The 17590-nt window shown below is 31.4% G+C and carries 13 protein-coding genes; 10 read left to right on the top strand and 3 right to left on the bottom strand.

Going from position 1 to position 17590, the window contains the following annotated elements:
* Positions 1-327: 327 nt before the first annotated feature.
* Together Q9968_RS04785 and Q9968_RS04790 are read right to left on the bottom strand one after the other, a co-directional pair.
* On the bottom strand, positions 328-510 hold the full coding sequence (locus Q9968_RS04785) for a hypothetical protein (RefSeq protein ID WP_305513995.1): 183 nt from the start codon (positions 508-510) through the stop codon (positions 328-330).
* Positions 511-523: 13 nt separating this feature from the next.
* Positions 524-1546, bottom strand: a complete 1023-nt coding sequence (locus tag Q9968_RS04790) for an ATPase (protein WP_305513997.1) — start codon at positions 1544-1546, stop codon at positions 524-526.
* An 80-nt stretch (positions 1547-1626) separates the two neighbouring features.
* Here Q9968_RS04790 and Q9968_RS04795 point away from each other — a divergent pair, with 80 nt between their 5' ends.
* The 10 genes from Q9968_RS04795 to Q9968_RS04845 all read left to right on the top strand — a co-directional run bounded on the left by Q9968_RS04795 (position 1627) and on the right by Q9968_RS04845 (position 16638).
* A complete protein-coding gene (locus Q9968_RS04795; RefSeq protein WP_305513998.1) occupies positions 1627-1839 on the top strand; it encodes a hypothetical protein in 213 nt (70 codons plus the stop codon).
* A complete protein-coding gene (locus Q9968_RS04800; RefSeq protein WP_305514358.1) occupies positions 1839-2774 on the top strand; it encodes an aldo/keto reductase in 936 nt (311 codons plus the stop codon). The genes Q9968_RS04795 and Q9968_RS04800 overlap by 1 nt, the downstream gene beginning before the upstream one ends.
* A 9-nt stretch (positions 2775-2783) precedes the next feature.
* Positions 2784-3659, top strand: coding sequence for an aldo/keto reductase (locus Q9968_RS04805; RefSeq protein ID WP_305514000.1), 876 nt, complete (start codon positions 2784-2786; stop codon positions 3657-3659).
* 227 nt (positions 3660-3886) lie between these two features.
* Complete coding sequence (locus Q9968_RS04810) at positions 3887-5173, top strand: O-acetylhomoserine aminocarboxypropyltransferase/cysteine synthase family protein (RefSeq protein ID WP_305514361.1); 1287 nt, start codon at positions 3887-3889, stop codon at positions 5171-5173.
* A 302-nt stretch (positions 5174-5475) separates the two neighbouring features.
* On the top strand, positions 5476-5844 hold the full coding sequence (locus Q9968_RS04815; protein WP_305514002.1) for a hypothetical protein: 369 nt from the start codon (positions 5476-5478) through the stop codon (positions 5842-5844).
* Positions 5845-6218: 374 nt separating this feature from the next.
* On the top strand, positions 6219-8213 hold the full coding sequence (locus tag Q9968_RS04820; RefSeq protein ID WP_305514003.1) for an AAA family ATPase: 1995 nt from the start codon (positions 6219-6221) through the stop codon (positions 8211-8213).
* Positions 8214-10345: 2132 nt separating this feature from the next.
* Complete coding sequence (locus Q9968_RS04830; protein WP_305514007.1) at positions 10346-13084, top strand: Ig-like domain-containing protein; 2739 nt, start codon at positions 10346-10348, stop codon at positions 13082-13084.
* A gap of 106 nt (positions 13085-13190) precedes the next feature.
* Positions 13191-15014: a threonine--tRNA ligase gene (locus Q9968_RS04835; protein WP_305514009.1), complete on the top strand. Its 1824-nt coding sequence runs from the start codon at positions 13191-13193 to the stop codon at positions 15012-15014.
* 52 nt (positions 15015-15066) lie between these two features.
* Entirely contained in the window at positions 15067-16305 is a 1239-nt protein-coding gene (locus tag Q9968_RS04840; RefSeq protein WP_305514363.1) for a bifunctional 5,6,7,8-tetrahydromethanopterin hydro-lyase/3-hexulose-6-phosphate synthase, read from the top strand.
* Between the two features lie 51 nt (positions 16306-16356).
* A complete protein-coding gene (locus tag Q9968_RS04845) occupies positions 16357-16638 on the top strand; it encodes a zinc ribbon domain-containing protein (protein WP_305514011.1) in 282 nt (93 codons plus the stop codon).
* Here the strand turns inward: Q9968_RS04845 and Q9968_RS04850 are convergent.
* Positions 16635-17477, bottom strand: coding sequence for a phosphoserine phosphatase (locus Q9968_RS04850; RefSeq protein ID WP_305514013.1), 843 nt, complete (start codon positions 17475-17477; stop codon positions 16635-16637). The two genes, Q9968_RS04845 and Q9968_RS04850, sit on opposite strands and share 4 nt — an antisense overlap.
* Positions 17478-17590: the final 113 nt, after the last annotated feature.

Here is a 17590-nt window from a genome sequence, read left to right on the forward strand (position 1 = left end):
TATTCCTAAACTTTATATACTTTTATAGACAATAAAATATTGTCGATATAATTTTTGGTTATGCGGCATGGTTATTTAATAATTTGACTTTGATGGAAACTTATTAATTATTCCTCAATGAATTCAATAAGTAAAGCTCAGCTCCATTATAGTCATCTTATTTTTATAATCATTTATTTTGAAGCTGGGACATGATTAGTGTTCAAAATAAATATAATTTCCAAATTTGATTTATTTTTGAATTATTAAAATAATTGTATAATTTTTATTCATATAAGGTATACAAAATTTTGAGTCATGTCACGTCCTCATTTTTCAAAAAAATAATTATTCAGAATCTTTATGCTTTTTAGATTTTAAATAATTTTCATGTATTTCATCAGCTAAATCTTGGTTTCCTTCAATGATAGGTCCTGTATAATCACAGTCATAACAAACCCATTGGGACCAATTTTGCGGAATGATCCATTTCACCTTATCTGATCCACATCTCGGACAAATATTTTTCATATTATTACCTCTTTTAATTTATTTTTTTTGTAAAACTCCAAATCAAATCAAGTGCTTCACCCGGTTCGAGTGCACCTGAACGAGTTTCTCTTAGTATTCTCTGTATTGAAAATTTCCTCATATATGGAAATTTTTTGTGAACTTCATAAAGAAGGGGACAACCAAATCCTTTAAACTCTTGTAAATCATATTTCCGGATTAAGGATTTTATCTCTTGTTTTCCAACACTCAAACTAGCTGGAAGGTTTAATCGATATAATGATTCTTCTTGCAAATTCATACATTGGCTGCCAGTTGCAAGCATATCTCCGAAGATAATTATTGGAATTTCTTTATCTTTTGCATATTCCTTAACTAATTCCAATGTGTTTTTAGAACATTTTCCACAAGGGTGAAGATTGCCTGTAAATGATTCTTGGATTACTTTCGTGTAGTTAGATGGAATATATTCATGAGCTATTTCTAAACGATTGGTTAGACTTTCAATATTTTGTTTAAATTGCTTTGGCAAAATTATAGTTCCCGGATCAACCGTAACTGCAATGGGATTGAAACCTAACTTTTTAGCCAATATAAGTGAAAAACTACTGTCAACACCACCTGAAAGTGCAACAAGGGCTTCTGTATTTTCTGATTGTTCAAATTCATTTTGAGCGAAATAATCATCGAAGTTGAAACTATAAATCTTATCTAATTTATTATCAATTGTTTTTTCTAGGTTTTTTAAGCCGGTTGAATTCAAGTTCAAGTTATGCAATGTTTTTTTAGATAATTTTAATTTATATTCCTTATTTAAAAAGTCGCCATAACTTTCAACATGAATGCTATTTAGACCCAATTTTTCTCTAAGTTTACCTACTACCCAACCGCCTTTTCCAATAATGGATGATTTGTCTGGTCTGTCTTCAGTTATGACCCATAATTCATTAGTTTTTTCATCAAAATATATTTTTTCAATGAAAATATTAACTTTATCATGACCGATTTCTTCTCGAATGGAATTAACTTCATTTAAAATGAATTCTTTTTCATACATTATATTTTATTTATGTTAAACTACCTTAAATATTAAACTTTTAATTATATAGAAATTAAATAGTAGTATAGAGGAGTTATATGCAATATCGTGAACTAGGCAATACAGGCATTAAAGTATCTGAAATTGCTTTTGGTGCTGAATTTTTGGTAGAAAGGTCATATGAAGACACTGAAGAATTAATTAAAGTATGTGAAGCTAATGGGATTAATTTTGTTGACTGTTGGATGAGTGAACATGATGTACGTTCCCATTTGGAAGGGCTATTAAGGATAATCGTGAAAATTGGGTAATACAAGGCCATCTAGGGGCTACCTGGCAAAACAATCAATATGTTAGGACCCGTGAAATGGATAAAGTAATTCCTGCATTTGAAGATTTTATGCAAAGATTTCAAATTGACACATTAGATTTCGGCATGATTCATTATGTGGACCAAATTGAAGATTATGAAGAGATAATGAACGGTCCATTTATGGAGTATGCTAAAAAACTTAAAGGAGAAGGAACAATAGCTCACATTGGATTAAGTACACATAATCCCGACATTGGATTATTGGCTGCTGAAAATCCAGAAATCGAATTATTAATGTTTTCAATTAACCCGGCATATGATATGTTTGGTGCAATGGATGATATTGAAGAATATAGAAAGGAAGATGCATATGATAATGAACTATCAAGTTCAAATCCTCAAAGGGCGGAACTTTATGAATTATGTCAAAATAATGGAACTGCACTGACAGTAATGAAAGGATTTGCTGGTGGAAACTTACTTTCAGATGAAACGTCTCCATTTGGCGTAGCTTTAAGCCCAATTCAGTGTATACATTATTGCTTAGAACAAAAAGGAGTAAACAGTATTTTTGTAGGTGTTAAAACTCCAGAGGAATTAATGGAGTCTCTTAAATACTGCGATGCAACACAGTCGGAAAAAGATTATAGTGAAGTTTTAAAAAATGCACCTAAACATTCATTTGAAGGGCAATGTACATATTGTGGCCATTGCGTTCCATGTGCTTCTGAAATTGATATAGCTATGGTGAATAAGTTATTTGATCTTGCAAAAAATCATGATGAAGTACCTGCGAGTGTCCAGGAACACTACAACAATTTAAAGTTCAATGCATCTGAATGCATATCCTGTGGGGACTGCGAACCAAGATGCCCATTTAATGTGCACATTGTTGATGTAATGTTGGATGTGCAAGATTTATTTGGATTTTAAGGTGATAAAATGCAATATTTAACATTAAACAACGGTATTAAAATACCAATACTTGGATTTGGAGTATATCAAATACCTCCAGAAGATACAGAACAAGCAGTACTAGATGCAATTAGTGCAGGTTATAGATTAATTGATACAGCACAAAGCTATTTCAATGAAAAGGAAGTGGGTGAAGCTATTGGAAAATGTGGAGTTCCACGTGAGGAATTATTCATCACAACAAAAGTATGGATTGAAAACTATGGATATGACAAATGCAAATCATCTGTTTTAGAATCCTTAGAAAAATTAGGCTTAGATTATATTGATTTAGTATTGCTGCACCAACCGTTTGCAGATTACTATGGTGCATATAAGGCACTAGAAGAGTTATATGAAGATGGAATCATCAAAGCTATAGGAGTATCAAATTTTTATCCAGATAGATTAACTGATATCTGTTTATTTGGACGTAAGATAATTCCTGCAATTAATCAAGTTGAAATTAATCCATTTAATGCTCAATATCCAGCTCAAGCCAATATGGAGAAAAATGGTGTTCAAATTTCTGCATGGGCTCCATTTGGGGAAGGAAAAGATAATATTTTTACTAATGACACTCTTGTTGGAATTGGTGAAAAACACAATAAGACGGTTGCCCAGGTGATATTGAGATGGCTGTTACAAAGAAGCATAGTTGTTTTATCAAAGTCAACTCATAAAGAAAGAATGGAAGAAAATATTGATGTATTTGATTTCGTTTTAGATGAAGATGACATGTTGGAAATAATGAATCTTGATAAATCTGAAAGCTTATTTTTCAATCATCAAGACCCGGAAGTTGTTGAATTGTTCAATGACCTAGTTGGAGCTATAAAAAAACAAATGCATAATGAAAAATAGTTATCGTGTTTTACTTTTGTATGGTACCAAAAAAGACTTGGATACATTAATATGGTAATTTCAAACTTTGGAGTTCATTTTAAACAAATTTTTCATCAAAATCTGTTTTCTGATGTATATTAAATAGCTAATCAGAATATCTTACAAACTAAAAGAACAAAATTGATGGTGACATGTATTTCAAATAATTTAATATAATGCATCTAACAAATATTCACATGATTATTATGCCATATGAATTTAAAAATAAAAAAAATATTTCAACAATTGGTGTTCATGCAGGTCAAGAAGAAGTTGATGAAACAGGTTCGAGAGTGACACCAATTTATCAAACAACCTCTTATGTATTTGATTCACCCAAACAAGCTGCAAATCGATTTGCACTCAAAGAAGGAGGAAATATTTACACTAGGTTAAATAACCCAACAACAGAAGCTTTTGAAAAAAGAATGGCTGCTATTGAAGGTGGAACCGCTGCTTATGCAACTGCTTCCGGAATGGCGGCGATTTTTTATGCAATAATTAACCTGACCCAAGTAGGGGACAACATTGTATCGGCAGATAACTTATATGGTGGAACCTATGAATTATTTGAAAATACTCTAGAAGAATTGGGACGTAATGTAAAGTTTGTTGACTCACAATCTCCAGAATTATTTAAGAAAGCTGTTGATGATAAAACCCATGCAATTTATGTTGAATCCATTGGAAATCCGAAATTAGATATTCCTGACTTTGATAGATTATCTGAAATCGCACATTCACATCAAATTCCATTAATTGCAGACAATACTGTCGGTATTGGTTCTGTAAGGCCATTTGACCATGGAGCAGACATCATTACATCTTCTGCAACTAAATACATCGGCGGGCATGGTACAACTCTTGGCGGAATTGTAATTGAAAAAGGGGATTTTGATTGGATGTGCGGTAAATTTCCAACACTATCCAAGCCTGATGAAACATACAATGGTTTGATTTTTGCTGAAACTTTTAAAGGATCTGCTTTTACAACAAGATTAAGGACAGTAGTTGGAAGGGATACAGGAGCAATTCCTTCTCCATTTGGATCGTTTTTACTATTGCAAGGTCTTGAAACATTGGGTTTGAGAATTGAAAGACATGCGGAAAATGCAATGGCGGTAGCTGAACATTTAGAAGCTCATCCAAAAGTTGCATGGGTAACCTATTCTGGCTTGAAATCTTCTCCTAATCATGAAATAGCTAAAAAATATGCTGAGAAAGGTTATGGGGGAATTGTTTCATTCGGTCTTAAAGCAGGTTATGATGGAGCTTTGAAGTTCATTGAAAATGTTGAATTGATCTCATTTTTAGCAAATATTGGTGATGCAAAGTCATTAGTCACTCACCCTGCATCAACAACACATTCCCAATTATCTGAAGAACAGCAATTATCCACTGGTGTAACTCCTGATTTGATAAGATTCTCTGTTGGTATTGAAGATATTGAAGATATTTTAGCTGATGTCGACCAAGCTTTAGATAAAATTTAATTAAATTTTATCTTCTTACTTTTTTAAATATTAAGTGTTTTAAATTTAAACTCTAGCTAAATCAAATTTTAATCAGCTCACATGCCATTAACTCAAAAAATAGATAAACACCAGTTTCTGCTAAAAAAATCCACAGCACACCATTTAAAACTCAATTTATTAATAGTTTAACAAATAAATCAACAAATCTGCTAAAACTAATTTTTTCTGACAATAATTCTGTTGGATATCCTTCTATAAAGTAAATACTTTATTTTACTTAAATATTTTTTTAATAATATATATTAATTGGAGGTAATATTATGGATGTATCCGAAATACTTGGCGCCACATTAGGGGCACTTATAAGTTTATTCATAGTTTTAATTATTCTATCTGCAGTAGTACACTTTGTTTTAGGAGATAATATTTTATTAGTATTTATCTTGTATATTCTCATGGCAATTATGGCAGGTGCGATATTAAGTTCTGCAGCTACAACAAAATCAACGGCAATAGTTGGAGTTATACTGACAATAATTATTGCTTTTTCAATGTTGAATTTTGGTTTTACAAGGATATTTGGTCCAGATATCAGTTTTCCATATTCAATGTTAAATTTAGGTTCAATATATACTGGATTAATTATTTCATTATTTGTTGGTTTAATTTTTGTTTTCCGTAGAAATTAATGACTATAAAACTAGTTTCACATGATTAATGGAGTTTACATACATTATATTAATTTCAAATATTATTATGAGGTTAAGACATGGTTAGATTATCTAAAAGTGTATATTTGGCATGGAATTAGGTGCGCTGAAGCCGCCAATCTCAAACAAAATTTTTTCTGAAGATGAACTATTAATCGGTATTTGCAGTATGGAAAAAATAGTATTTTGATTAATGAGAATAAGATTAATTTTAATGATGATTATGCGGAAATATCAATATTGAAAATGATGAAATAATCGATTTTTTTAAAAAATTTAATATTGAAACTTCATTCATAAGACATGAAATTCGTAAATTAAAGGGAAATGGGAATTTTGAATCTGAAAACCAAATGATTTCAAGGTCTGAGTCTTGTAAAGCTATTTTTAATGATGCAAATAATATTGCTGAAAATACAAACAGTGAAGAGGTTCGCTGTATTCACGTTTTAAAAGCCATTTTAAATAATCCTTCAGATATTATCAAGACTTTTTTTGAAGATAATAATGTGGAATTTGAGGAATTGAAAACTAATTTAAATATTAATGAATCAAAAAGATTAAAATTATCTTCTAATAGTATATTGGTTAAATATGGTACTAATTTAACTGAATTAGCTAAAGAAGGAAAGTTAACTCCTGTAATTGGACGGGACGATGAATTATTGCAGGTTATTAGAACTTTAAACAAACACAAAAAGAATAATCCTTTAATTATAGGCGAACCTGGGGTTGGTAAAACTGCTTTGGTTAATGGTTTGGCTATAAAACTTCTTGATGGAAGTATGAAAAACTTCCTAAATGATAAACAAATAATTGAAATAAACATGGCTTCTTTAGTTGCAGGAACTAAATATCGCGGAGACTTTGAAGAAAAAATAACTAAACTTGTCAATGAATCTAAGGATAATCCTAATGTTATTTTATTTGTAGATGAAATTCATACGATGCTGGGGGCAGGTTCTGGTGGCGGCAGTTTAGATGCTTCCAATATTATAAAACCTGCATTAGCTAATGGTGATTTGGTAATGATAGGTGCAACTACATTACAAGAATATCGAAAATATTTTGAAACAGATCCTGCATTTGAAAGGAGATTCCAACCGGTTGTATTGGAAGAACCTACTCCTGAAGATACATTATTCATTCTTAAAGGTTTAAAAGAGAATTATGAGGAATATCATAATGTTACAATTTCAGATGAAGCAATTAATGCTGCTGTGAATTTATCGGTGAGATATATTCCTGATAGAAACCTTCCAGATAAGGCATTAGATGTAATTGATGAAGCATGTTCTCGTAAAATTATTCCAAAATTAGATATAACTAATTCTTTAAGTATAGAATCTATTGTTAGTGAAGAAGATGTTAGAACAGTTGTTTCTGAATGGGTTGGAGTTCCTATTTCTGATGAATCATCACAATTGGATAAAGCTCAAAAAATTGAAGGATTTCTGAAATCAAAAATCATTGGTCAGGATCATGTTATTGAAAAAGTTTCAAGAAGAATTAAAAATTCTTATGCAGGCATTAATAATCCGGATAAACCTCTGGCGGTTTTTTTATTTTTAGGGCCAACCGGTGTTGGAAAAACATTTTTCTCGAAAACATTAGCTAATTTTTTATTTGATAATGAAAAATCTTTAATCAGGGTGGACATGTCAGAATATAAAGAAGAACATTCAATTTCAAAATTAATAGGTGCTCCTCCAGGTTATAAAGGCAATGATGAAGGAGGATTTTTGACTAATGCAATTAAGAATAATCCTTATTCAATCGTGTTATTAGATGAAATTGAAAAATCACATCCTAAAATATTCGACGTGTTTCTGCAGGCATTTGATGAAGGACGTCTAACCGATGGAAAAGGGAATACCATAAATGCTAAAAATTGTATTTTTATAATGACTTCAAACATTCAACTTGAAACAAGACAAGATTATAATGTTGCATTTGGAGGGACTCAGGAAGATATGAATACATTAAATATATTGGATAATTTAGCACAAGTAATGAGACCAGAATTAGTAAATAGAATTGACGATGTCATAATTTTTAATTCATTAACGAAATCTGACCACGAATCTTTAGTAAAATTGTATGTTGATGAATTTGCAAATCGCCTTTTGTCTGAAAAAGCTATTGGACTTACAATCAAGGGTTCAGTTTATAAATATCTTGTAAGTAAAGGGTATAATGCAAACTTTGGAGCTAGATATCTTAAAAGAACTGTAGAAAAGCTTGTAGAATATCCAATTTCTGACATGATTGTCAATAGAGAAGTTAAAGAGGGAAATACAATTGTTATTTCAGCAGTACGTAATGATTTAAAATTTAAGGTTAACTAAGGGTGTTATTATGAATCATGATGAAGTAAAACAAATGGTTGAGGAATTTTTTAGAGGCCAGTATGAAATTGAAAAATTTTTGGGCGCTGGAGGTTTTGCAGATGTTTATCTTGCAAAACATATTTACTTAAATGATCGCCGTGCAATGAAAATTAACAAGGAACCTTTGCCTGCTAAAAATATTGATAATATTTTTAAAGAAGCAAGAATTGCTACCTTGATTAGGCATAAAAATGTTATTAGTATGCATGATGCAGGGATTATATCAGTTTCGGGACAGGATAAAAATGGACTTTTTAATTTCGGCTTAAAGGATAGGCGTGATAAAAATTATGCCTATTTTGTTATGGAATATGTTGTAGGTGGTGATTTATGGGAATATTGGAAATCTTTTGAAAATCAGGATAAAATAATGCCTATAATTGAGGTTTTAGACATAATGAAACAAATTGCCATGGGATTGGATGTTTTGCATAATAACAATCCTAAAATTATTCACAGGGATATCAAACCTCAAAATCTTTTAATGAAAATAGAAGATGGTAAGCCACTTATTAAGATTACTGATTTTGGTTTAGCAAATGCAAAAGATAGTGATAAATCATTTGATAAATTATCTGTTGCAGGAACGCCACTTTACATGGCTCCTGAATGTTTTAAAAAGAGTTATTCTGCAATGAGCGATATTTATGCATTGGGAGTTATATTTTATCAGTTATTAACAAATAAATTCCCTTATGACATCTTACATTTTGATATGGGGGACATGTTTTTTGGAAAACCGTGGGAAAGGCAATTAAAACCTCCTAGTATGTATAATTCAGAAATATTTCCAAAATTAAATGAAATCGTAATGAAATGCTTGGCAGTTAATCCAAGGGAAAGATATAGTAATTCAGGAGAACTTTTAAAAGTTATCAATGACTTTATGGAGGATGATTTGGGAGTAGATGAAACAACTATGATTTATACTTCTGAAATATCTTCTTCAGGTTCGATTGATGAGGATGATGAAGGAAACATTAATGATCCAGAATTCAGCGAAAGTATGGAAGACATGTTGTCAAAAGCTTTCAAATTAGCTAAACAGGAAAATAAACTTGAGGAAGCTATTGAAATTCTTGAAAAAGCAATTATTAACAATATTGATGTTCGTGAAAAATATACTTATCGCCTTAGATTATGGAAAGATGAAATGCCTGATGAAAAATTAAAAAAAGAGGCGTTTAATGTATACAGTCAAAATAACCCTAGTTATTCACTTGCATGCGACCTTTTAGAGGAAGCAATTGCATATAATCCTAACTTAAATGGAAAATATGAAGGTTATGTGTGTTTATGGTCATTATTGTCAGATTTGTCTGAAAACAAAAATATTAATGAGGCGGTTGATTACCTTAATGAATTAATGGAGGATTATCCATATATTAAGAAAATGTATGAACCGGTTATTAATACTTTAAAAACATGCTTTTCCTTATACCAATCTCCGAGCCCACGAGACCTCTCTACACTTCGTATGCCGTCTTCTGCTTGAAAAAAAAAAAAAAAAATACACATACAACACCCGTAGTATTGCAACCTACAAATAAATCCCAAACTCTCCCTGTCACTTCTCGTCGACACCAATCAGCTGTTGTCTCTCTGTCGTCCCCATCTGCTCGGTATATGATTCATATCTTAAATTCTCAGTAAATGGGGAAACTATTTCTGATATTAAGTTTAATGAAACAACTGGAGTTTATACTTGTGAATATAAAATTGTATCAGCTGGTGAAAATATAATTTCATCTATTTACAATTATGGTAATGTAGAAAAATTCATCGGTATTTATAATGTTCCAAAAGAAAATGTAACTTCATTTATTGTTGTAACAGGTCAAGACAATAAATTTGCGTATGGTGAAAATGTAACAGTATTTGTAAGTTTATATGGTGTAAACGGTGCTGGATTAAACGACAATGTTATTGTTATTGTTAATAATACTCCAATTACTGTAAATGTTGTTGATGGTAAAGCTTCATTTAATGTAAGTGGATTTGAACCTGGTCAATATGCTATTTTAGGCATATTTGAAGGTAATAATAATTATAATGGCTTTAAATATGCATCCACTACATTTGATGTCTTATTGCCGGACAAAATATTGTCTATTGAAGTTGAAGATATTAAATATGGTGAAGTTGCTATAGTAAACATTACAGTAACTGATGCTAACGGTGAAAAAGAACAGGGTATTGTTATCTTAAATATTAGTGGTACTGATTATGTTGTAAGAGTAGATGGTAAGGCATCTTTAGAAATCAAAGATTTACCAATTGGTACATATCTCATAAATGCTACATTACTCCACGGTTCACTTGAAGCTGAAATCATAAATGATACAGAATCATTTAAAGTATCTATTCAGGATGAATATGATATGAATGCTATAGGTATTGAAACACATTGTGGTCAGGCTGTTGAAATTGATGTTGTTTTACCTGAAGATGTTGTTGATGGTATTGTATCTGTAACTATAAATGGTATTGATTACACAGCTAACGTTAACAACGGTAAGGCAGTTATTCACGGTCCAGCTGATTTACCAATAGGTAATTACAGTAATTTAGTTGTAACTTACAGTGGGGGCAGTAAATATGCTGATTCTTCAGTTAAAGTTAATCTTACTGTAGTCGGTGCTAATTCACAATTAAAATCATCTGCTGCTTATTATGTAATTGATTATGAGCAAATGCTAATAATATCAGTTAATGCTGATAATTTAGTGTCTGGTGAAATTGATGCATATAATAATGGAGAATATTATTCCTCATTCGATGTACAGGATGCACTTGAAAATGGAATTAGTATATCATCATTAACTGTTGGTACTCACAATATTACATTAGCATACAAAGGTAATCAATACTTTGCACCTGCTAATGTTAGTGTATTGTGTGTTGTTGAAAAAATCACTCCGGTAATTAAATCTAATGTAACTCAGGATGCTTCTGTTGGTGATATTATTACTATTAATGCAACTATATCTGGGCATACTGAAGGAAATGTAACTATTACAGTAGATGGTGAATTGGTATACAATGGCAAAACCAATCATGGCGTTGTATCTGTTGATGTTGATAGTATCGTTGCGGGTAAACACACTTATATTGTTTCTTTCTTAGGTGATGATAATTACTTAGCATGTGACAATGTAGGCACTTTTAATGTTGTTAAAGTTGTTCCGGTTATAAGTATTGGTGAGATTTCTGGTAATGTTGGTGATACTGTTAATGTAGTTGTTACTGTTGCCGGTGGAGATGCATCTGGTTATGTTTTAATTGATGGTGTCAGTGCTGTTGTTGAAAATGGTCAGGCGACTATCCCGATCAATATTTTAAATGCTGGTGAAAATACTATTTCTGTTGTTTACACTGGTGATGACAAATATAATGGTGGAACTCAAACCGCTACTTATGCTGCTGGTAAATACGCTTCTAAAGTCACTATTGTTCCTATTGTTAATGTGACTTATGGTAATGTTGTTGAAATTGCATATGTTATTGATAATGAAACTGAATCCGTTACCGTTTCTGTAAATGATGCTGCAGGAGGTACTTATGAGGCTGTTGTTAATAAAGGTGTAATTGCTGTAAGTAATTTACCTGTTGGAACATACACTATTACTATTAAAAATGGTGAAAACAATAAATACAGTGGATCTGAAGCTGATGCTAACTTTATAGTATCTAAATCTGAAGTCAATATTGTTGTTAGTTCTAATACTCCTGCTTTCGGTGAAGATGCAATTGTTAGTGTAACTCTTCCTGAAGATGTAACAGGCAATGTAACTGTTACTATTAACGGTATATCTTACAAAAATACTGTTGAAAGGGGTTCTGCAACTGTAACTATTCCTGCTAATGCTTTAACTGCCGGCGAGAATAACATTACAGTTACTTACTCTGGTGATAAGAATTATGCTTCAAAAGAAGTCAAATCATCAATTAATGTTAAAAAAGCAGTTCCAAAATTCACTTCTGATGTATCTGAAAACAATATTTATGGTGGGGATGTAACTATTACTGTTACTGCCTCTAGCGATGCTACTGGTGCAGTATCTCTCTTAGTTGACGGCAAAATTATCTCAACTGGTAAAGATTTAGATAATGGAAAAGTTGTATTTGCAGTTGGAGGATTAGCTGCTGGTTACCACTCATATAATGTAACTTATGAAGGTGATAACAATTATGAATCTAGTTCTAATTCAGGAGCATTTGAAGTCACTAAAGTTTCAACTGTAATTATCTCACAAAACTTCGCACAATACTCTTGTGAAGCATCAACTGGTGAAAAAGGAGGATATTACACAATACGTTTAACTGATGTTAATGGTAACCCATTAGCAAACAAATCCGTTGGAATCGGATATAATGGTATTCTTGCATGGTATACTACTGATGAAAACGGAACTGTTAATAAATTAATTGGTTTACAAAATGCAGGCCCATACACATTTGCAACCGCATTCCTAGGTGATGAAAATTACACAGCTTCCTATGCTGTAAATAAAATCACTATTAATATGAAACCTACATATATTAAAGCCTCTGCAAAAACATATAAAGCGTCTGCTAAGACCAAAACATTTAAAGTTAAACTCACAACAGTTAATAACATTAATGGTAAAATGTATTTGAATTCTGGTAAGAAAATAACCTTGAATGTAAACGGCAAAACCTATACTGCAAAAACAAATTCCAAAGGTATTGCAACATTTAAACTTAAACTTACCAAAAAAGGCAAATACACAGCCATGATTTCTTATGAGGGTCAATATCTGTTATATGAAAAGTCAACTAAAAGTGTAAAAATAACAATTAAATAGTGAGAAAAATTTTCTCACTTAAATTTTCTTTTTTTTAAATTCAAATTTTAGCTATTTTTATATAATATTAAACATAAAAATTTAATCACTAATATATGGTGATTAAATGAGAATACTTCTTATTCATTCTGATTATTTAAATTATACAGTAAAAAAAGAAACACCTGTAGCTGAAGAAATTGAAGAAGCTAAAAAAAAGGGTTCATTTGATGATTCTTTAGTTGTATTTACAGCTGTTGAAAAAGACGACGAAAATAATCCAGAAGGTATTGTTAAAAATTTAGTTAAAGAAGTTATCAAAACTAATGATCAAGTTAAAGCTGAAAATATAGTCCTGTATCCATATGCTCACTTATCTTCATCATTAAGTTCTCCAAAAGTTGCTGTTCAAATTTTAAAAGATGTAGAACAAGCATTATTGGATGAAAACTTAACTGTTAAAAGAGTACCTTTCGGATGGTATAAATCATTTGAAATTTCCTGTAAAGGACATCCATTAAGCGAACTTTCAAGAACAATCACTGCTGATGACGAAGAAACTAAAGTTGAAAGAAAACCTTCTAAATGGCAAATTCTTGAAGGAGATAAAATCACAGAGATTGATGATTTCAAATTTGAAAACCATGCTTTCAAACAATTAGTTGATTATGAGACCGGTCGTGGAGCATCTGATGAAGGTGAACCGCCTCATGTTAAATTAATGAGAGAAAAAGAAATCTGTGATTACGAACCGGCATCTGATGTTGGAAACCTTAGATGGTATCCTAAAGGTAGGTTAATAAGGGATTTATTAACCGATTATGTTTATAATTTAACTGTTGATCATGGGGCAATGCCAATTGAAACCCCAATTTTCTATGACTTGGACAATGAAGCAATATATCAGCATGCTTATAAATTTGGCGAAAGACAATACAGGACAGATACCAAGAAAAACTTAATGCTTAGATTTGCATGTTGTTTTGGTGCATTCCGTGTAATGGGAGACTCATATTTAACCTGGAAAAACTTACCTGCTAAAGTTTATGAGTTATCAACTTACAGCTTTAGGTTTGAGAAAAAAGGTGAAGTAGTTGGTCTTAAAAGATTAAGAGCATTTACCATGCCGGATTTTCATTCATTCTGTGCTGATGTGCAGGCTTCCTTAGAAGAATTTTCTGCTCAAACTGATATGTGTATGCAAACAGGTAAAGATTTAGAATTAGACTTTGAAGTAATTTTTAGAGCAACCCAAGACTTCTTCGAAGAACATGAAGAATGGATGTATGAAATTGCAAGTAAATTCAACAAACCTATTCTTTTGGAAGTTTTGCCTGAAAGACATCATTACTGGACATGTAAAATTGATTTAGCCAATATTGATGCTTTAGGCCGTCCAATTGAAAATCCTACTGTTCAAATTGATGTTGAAAGTGGTAAAAGATTTGATATCTCTTATCTTGGCGAAGACGGCAAGCAACATAATCCTGCTATTTTGCATTGTTCACCAACAGGAAGTATCGAAAGAGTTCTATGTGCAATGCTTGAAAAAACAGCAATGGAAATTAATGAGAAATCTCCAATGTTACCATTATGGTTAAGTCCTATTCAAGCTCGTGTAATCACTGTCGGAGAATCACATAAGGAGTTTGCAGAAGATATATATGAACAGATAAATACTGCAAAAATCCGTGTCGACATTGATGATAGGGACGAAAGTGTAGGTAAAAAAATCAGGAATGCGGCTAAGGAATGGATACCGTATATCTTTGTTGTTGGAGATAAAGAAGTTGAAACTGGTAAATTCCAAGTGACTGTTCGTGAAACCGGTGAAAAAGTCGATATGACTGTCGATGAATTAATAGATGAAATTAATCAAAAAACTATTGGCAAACCATTTAGAAGATTACCTTTACCAAAAGATATCTCAAGAAGAATCAACTTCCAATAGTTTATTACAAATAAAAATTATAATATAATATGGAGGAAATTTAATGGACCCAATGTATAGAATAGGAGAAGCTCTTATTGGAGACGGCCCAGAATTAGCACACATTGATTTACTAATTGGTGATAAACAAGGGCCTGTTGGTCAAGCATTTGCAAATGGTTTATCCAATTTATCTGTAGGCCACACTCCACTAACTAGTGTAATTAGACCTAATTTAATGACAAAACCAGCTACTTTAATTATTCCTAAAGTAAGTGTTGGAGATTTAGACGATGCAAGTAAAATATTTGGACCTGCACAAACAGCTGTTGCAAGAGCGGTAGCAGATGCGGTAGCAGATGGATACATTCCAATGGATATTGTAGAAGACATTGTTATTAATGTTAGTGTATTTATTGATCCCTCTGCAAAAGATTTCCGTAAAATCTACCAATACAATTATGGGGCAACCAAATTAGCAATCAGAAGAGCTATGGAAAACTACCCATCAATTGAAAAAGTACTTGCAGAAAAAGACCGTGGAACTCACCCAATCATGGGATTCAAAGTCAAAAAACTCTGGAGTCCACCATACTTACAAGTTGCACTTGATCTTGATAACGAACAAGTAATGGAAAAAATTATCAACGATTTGCCTGATAATGACAGAATACTCCTTGAAGCAGGTACGCCCCTTGTTAAGAAGTTCGGTGTTGGAATTATTGGAAAGATCAGAGCTTTACGTCCAGATGCATTCATTATTGCCGATTTAAAAACTTTAGATGTAGGTCGTGTTGAAGTTAAAATGGCAGCTGATGAAACTGCAGATGCTGTGGCAATTTCTGGTCTGGGTACTGTTGAATCAATTGCTAAAGCTATTCATGAAACTCAAAAACAAGGTATTTACTCAATTCTTGATATGATGAATGTAGCAGAATTTGAGCAAAAATTAGCTAAATTACCTGAAGACTTAAAACCAGACATTGTATTATTACACAGAAATGTTGATATGGAAACCTACAGAGCAGAACACGGTGAAGACACTAGTGATATGACCGAATGGGGTAATATTAAAGATATCAAAGCATCACTTGGTGAAAAAGGTTTAATCGCTGTTGCTGGTGGAATCAAACCTAATAATGTTAAAGAAGCCATTGATAAAGGTGCAAACATTATTATTGCTGGTAGGTACATTATTGGTTCAAGAGATGTAAGAAGAGCTGCACAAGACTTCTTAGAACATTTTGACCCAGATCCAGACAACATGAGACTTGCAATGGATGAAGACGAAAACATTGAAGTAAAAGAGTAAATTAGGCAAATTTCTAATTTACATTCTATTTTTTTTTAAGGTGTATTTTTCATGGGATTTTGTAATTCATGCGGAAGACCAATCGTAAAAGAAGATTATGGAACCAATAAAGATGGTAGTCTAAATAATGAGTTCTGTAAGGATTGTTATCATAATGGTGAATACACAGAACCAGATATAACATTAGAAGAGATGATTGTTAGAAAAACAAAAGAAATGATGGAAAAAAATCCTAGACTTGCTGAAACCCAAGCAACCGGTATAACTGCAATGTTTATTCCAGGATTAAAAAGATGGAATCCAGAGTTTCAAGATGATTACAAAACTCTTTAGGATCTGTTTAGTATAAATTCTTTAACTCTACTGGCTATATAATCATCACGAGTTTGATTAGATTTAATATTGTATAATTCTTCTTGCAAATCATTGAATTTGTCAACCAAATCATTATATTCTAGAAGTAGAGAATCATAATCTTTTTCTAAATTTTCATTCATTTCAAAGATTTCAGCATAGCTAGTTTTTGTATTTAAATTTTCTTGTTTTAAAATGTCATATTTATTTGAAACTTTATTGTAACTGTCATGAATTGATTCACGTTCTTCTTTGAGATTAGAACACTTGTTTTTAAGGTTTTTATTTTCTTCTTTTATGTTAGTATACTTTGCTTTCAAGTTTTCATTTTCAGTTTTAATATTGACAAATTTATTTTTTAAGTTTTCATTTTCAACGATTAACTTAGAATGCTTGTCTTTAATAGTTTCATTTTCTTTTTTTAAATTATCTTGATGTAAATTTTCATATTTACTTTCCATTTCACTTAAAGCATTAGTTTGCTTTAATAATTTTGCTTTAAGGGTTTCGATTTCTTTTTCGTATTCTAAATTTGTTGAGTCTCTACCCTCTTTTAATTGTTTTTCCAATTCCTTCACATCCTCAACATGTAAGTAATTAGCTATCTTTAAAAACTCGTTTTCTTTTTTTCTATTTTCAAATTCTTTAATTTCAGAATTTGGGATAATCAAAACATTTTCTTTGTTTTCGTAGATGTCTTCGTTTTTCGGTACTGTAATTTGGATTTGTTCTGTGATATATTTCTTTTTCTCACCACTTTTGAGTGTTCTATTATATTCTCTTGAATATTTTTTTACAATGCCTTTTCCGACTTTCATATTATCCCCAGTTTATCAATATTCTATGTTTTGATTTTTAGATGTAATAAATATTTTGTAGAACCTTTTCATCATGAGTATTACTTTTTTGTCCAGATTAGTAATAATTATAT

Origin of the sequence: Methanobrevibacter sp. V14, assembly GCF_963082475.1 — an archaeon.
Classification (GTDB): domain Archaea; phylum Methanobacteriota; class Methanobacteria; order Methanobacteriales; family Methanobacteriaceae; genus Methanocatella.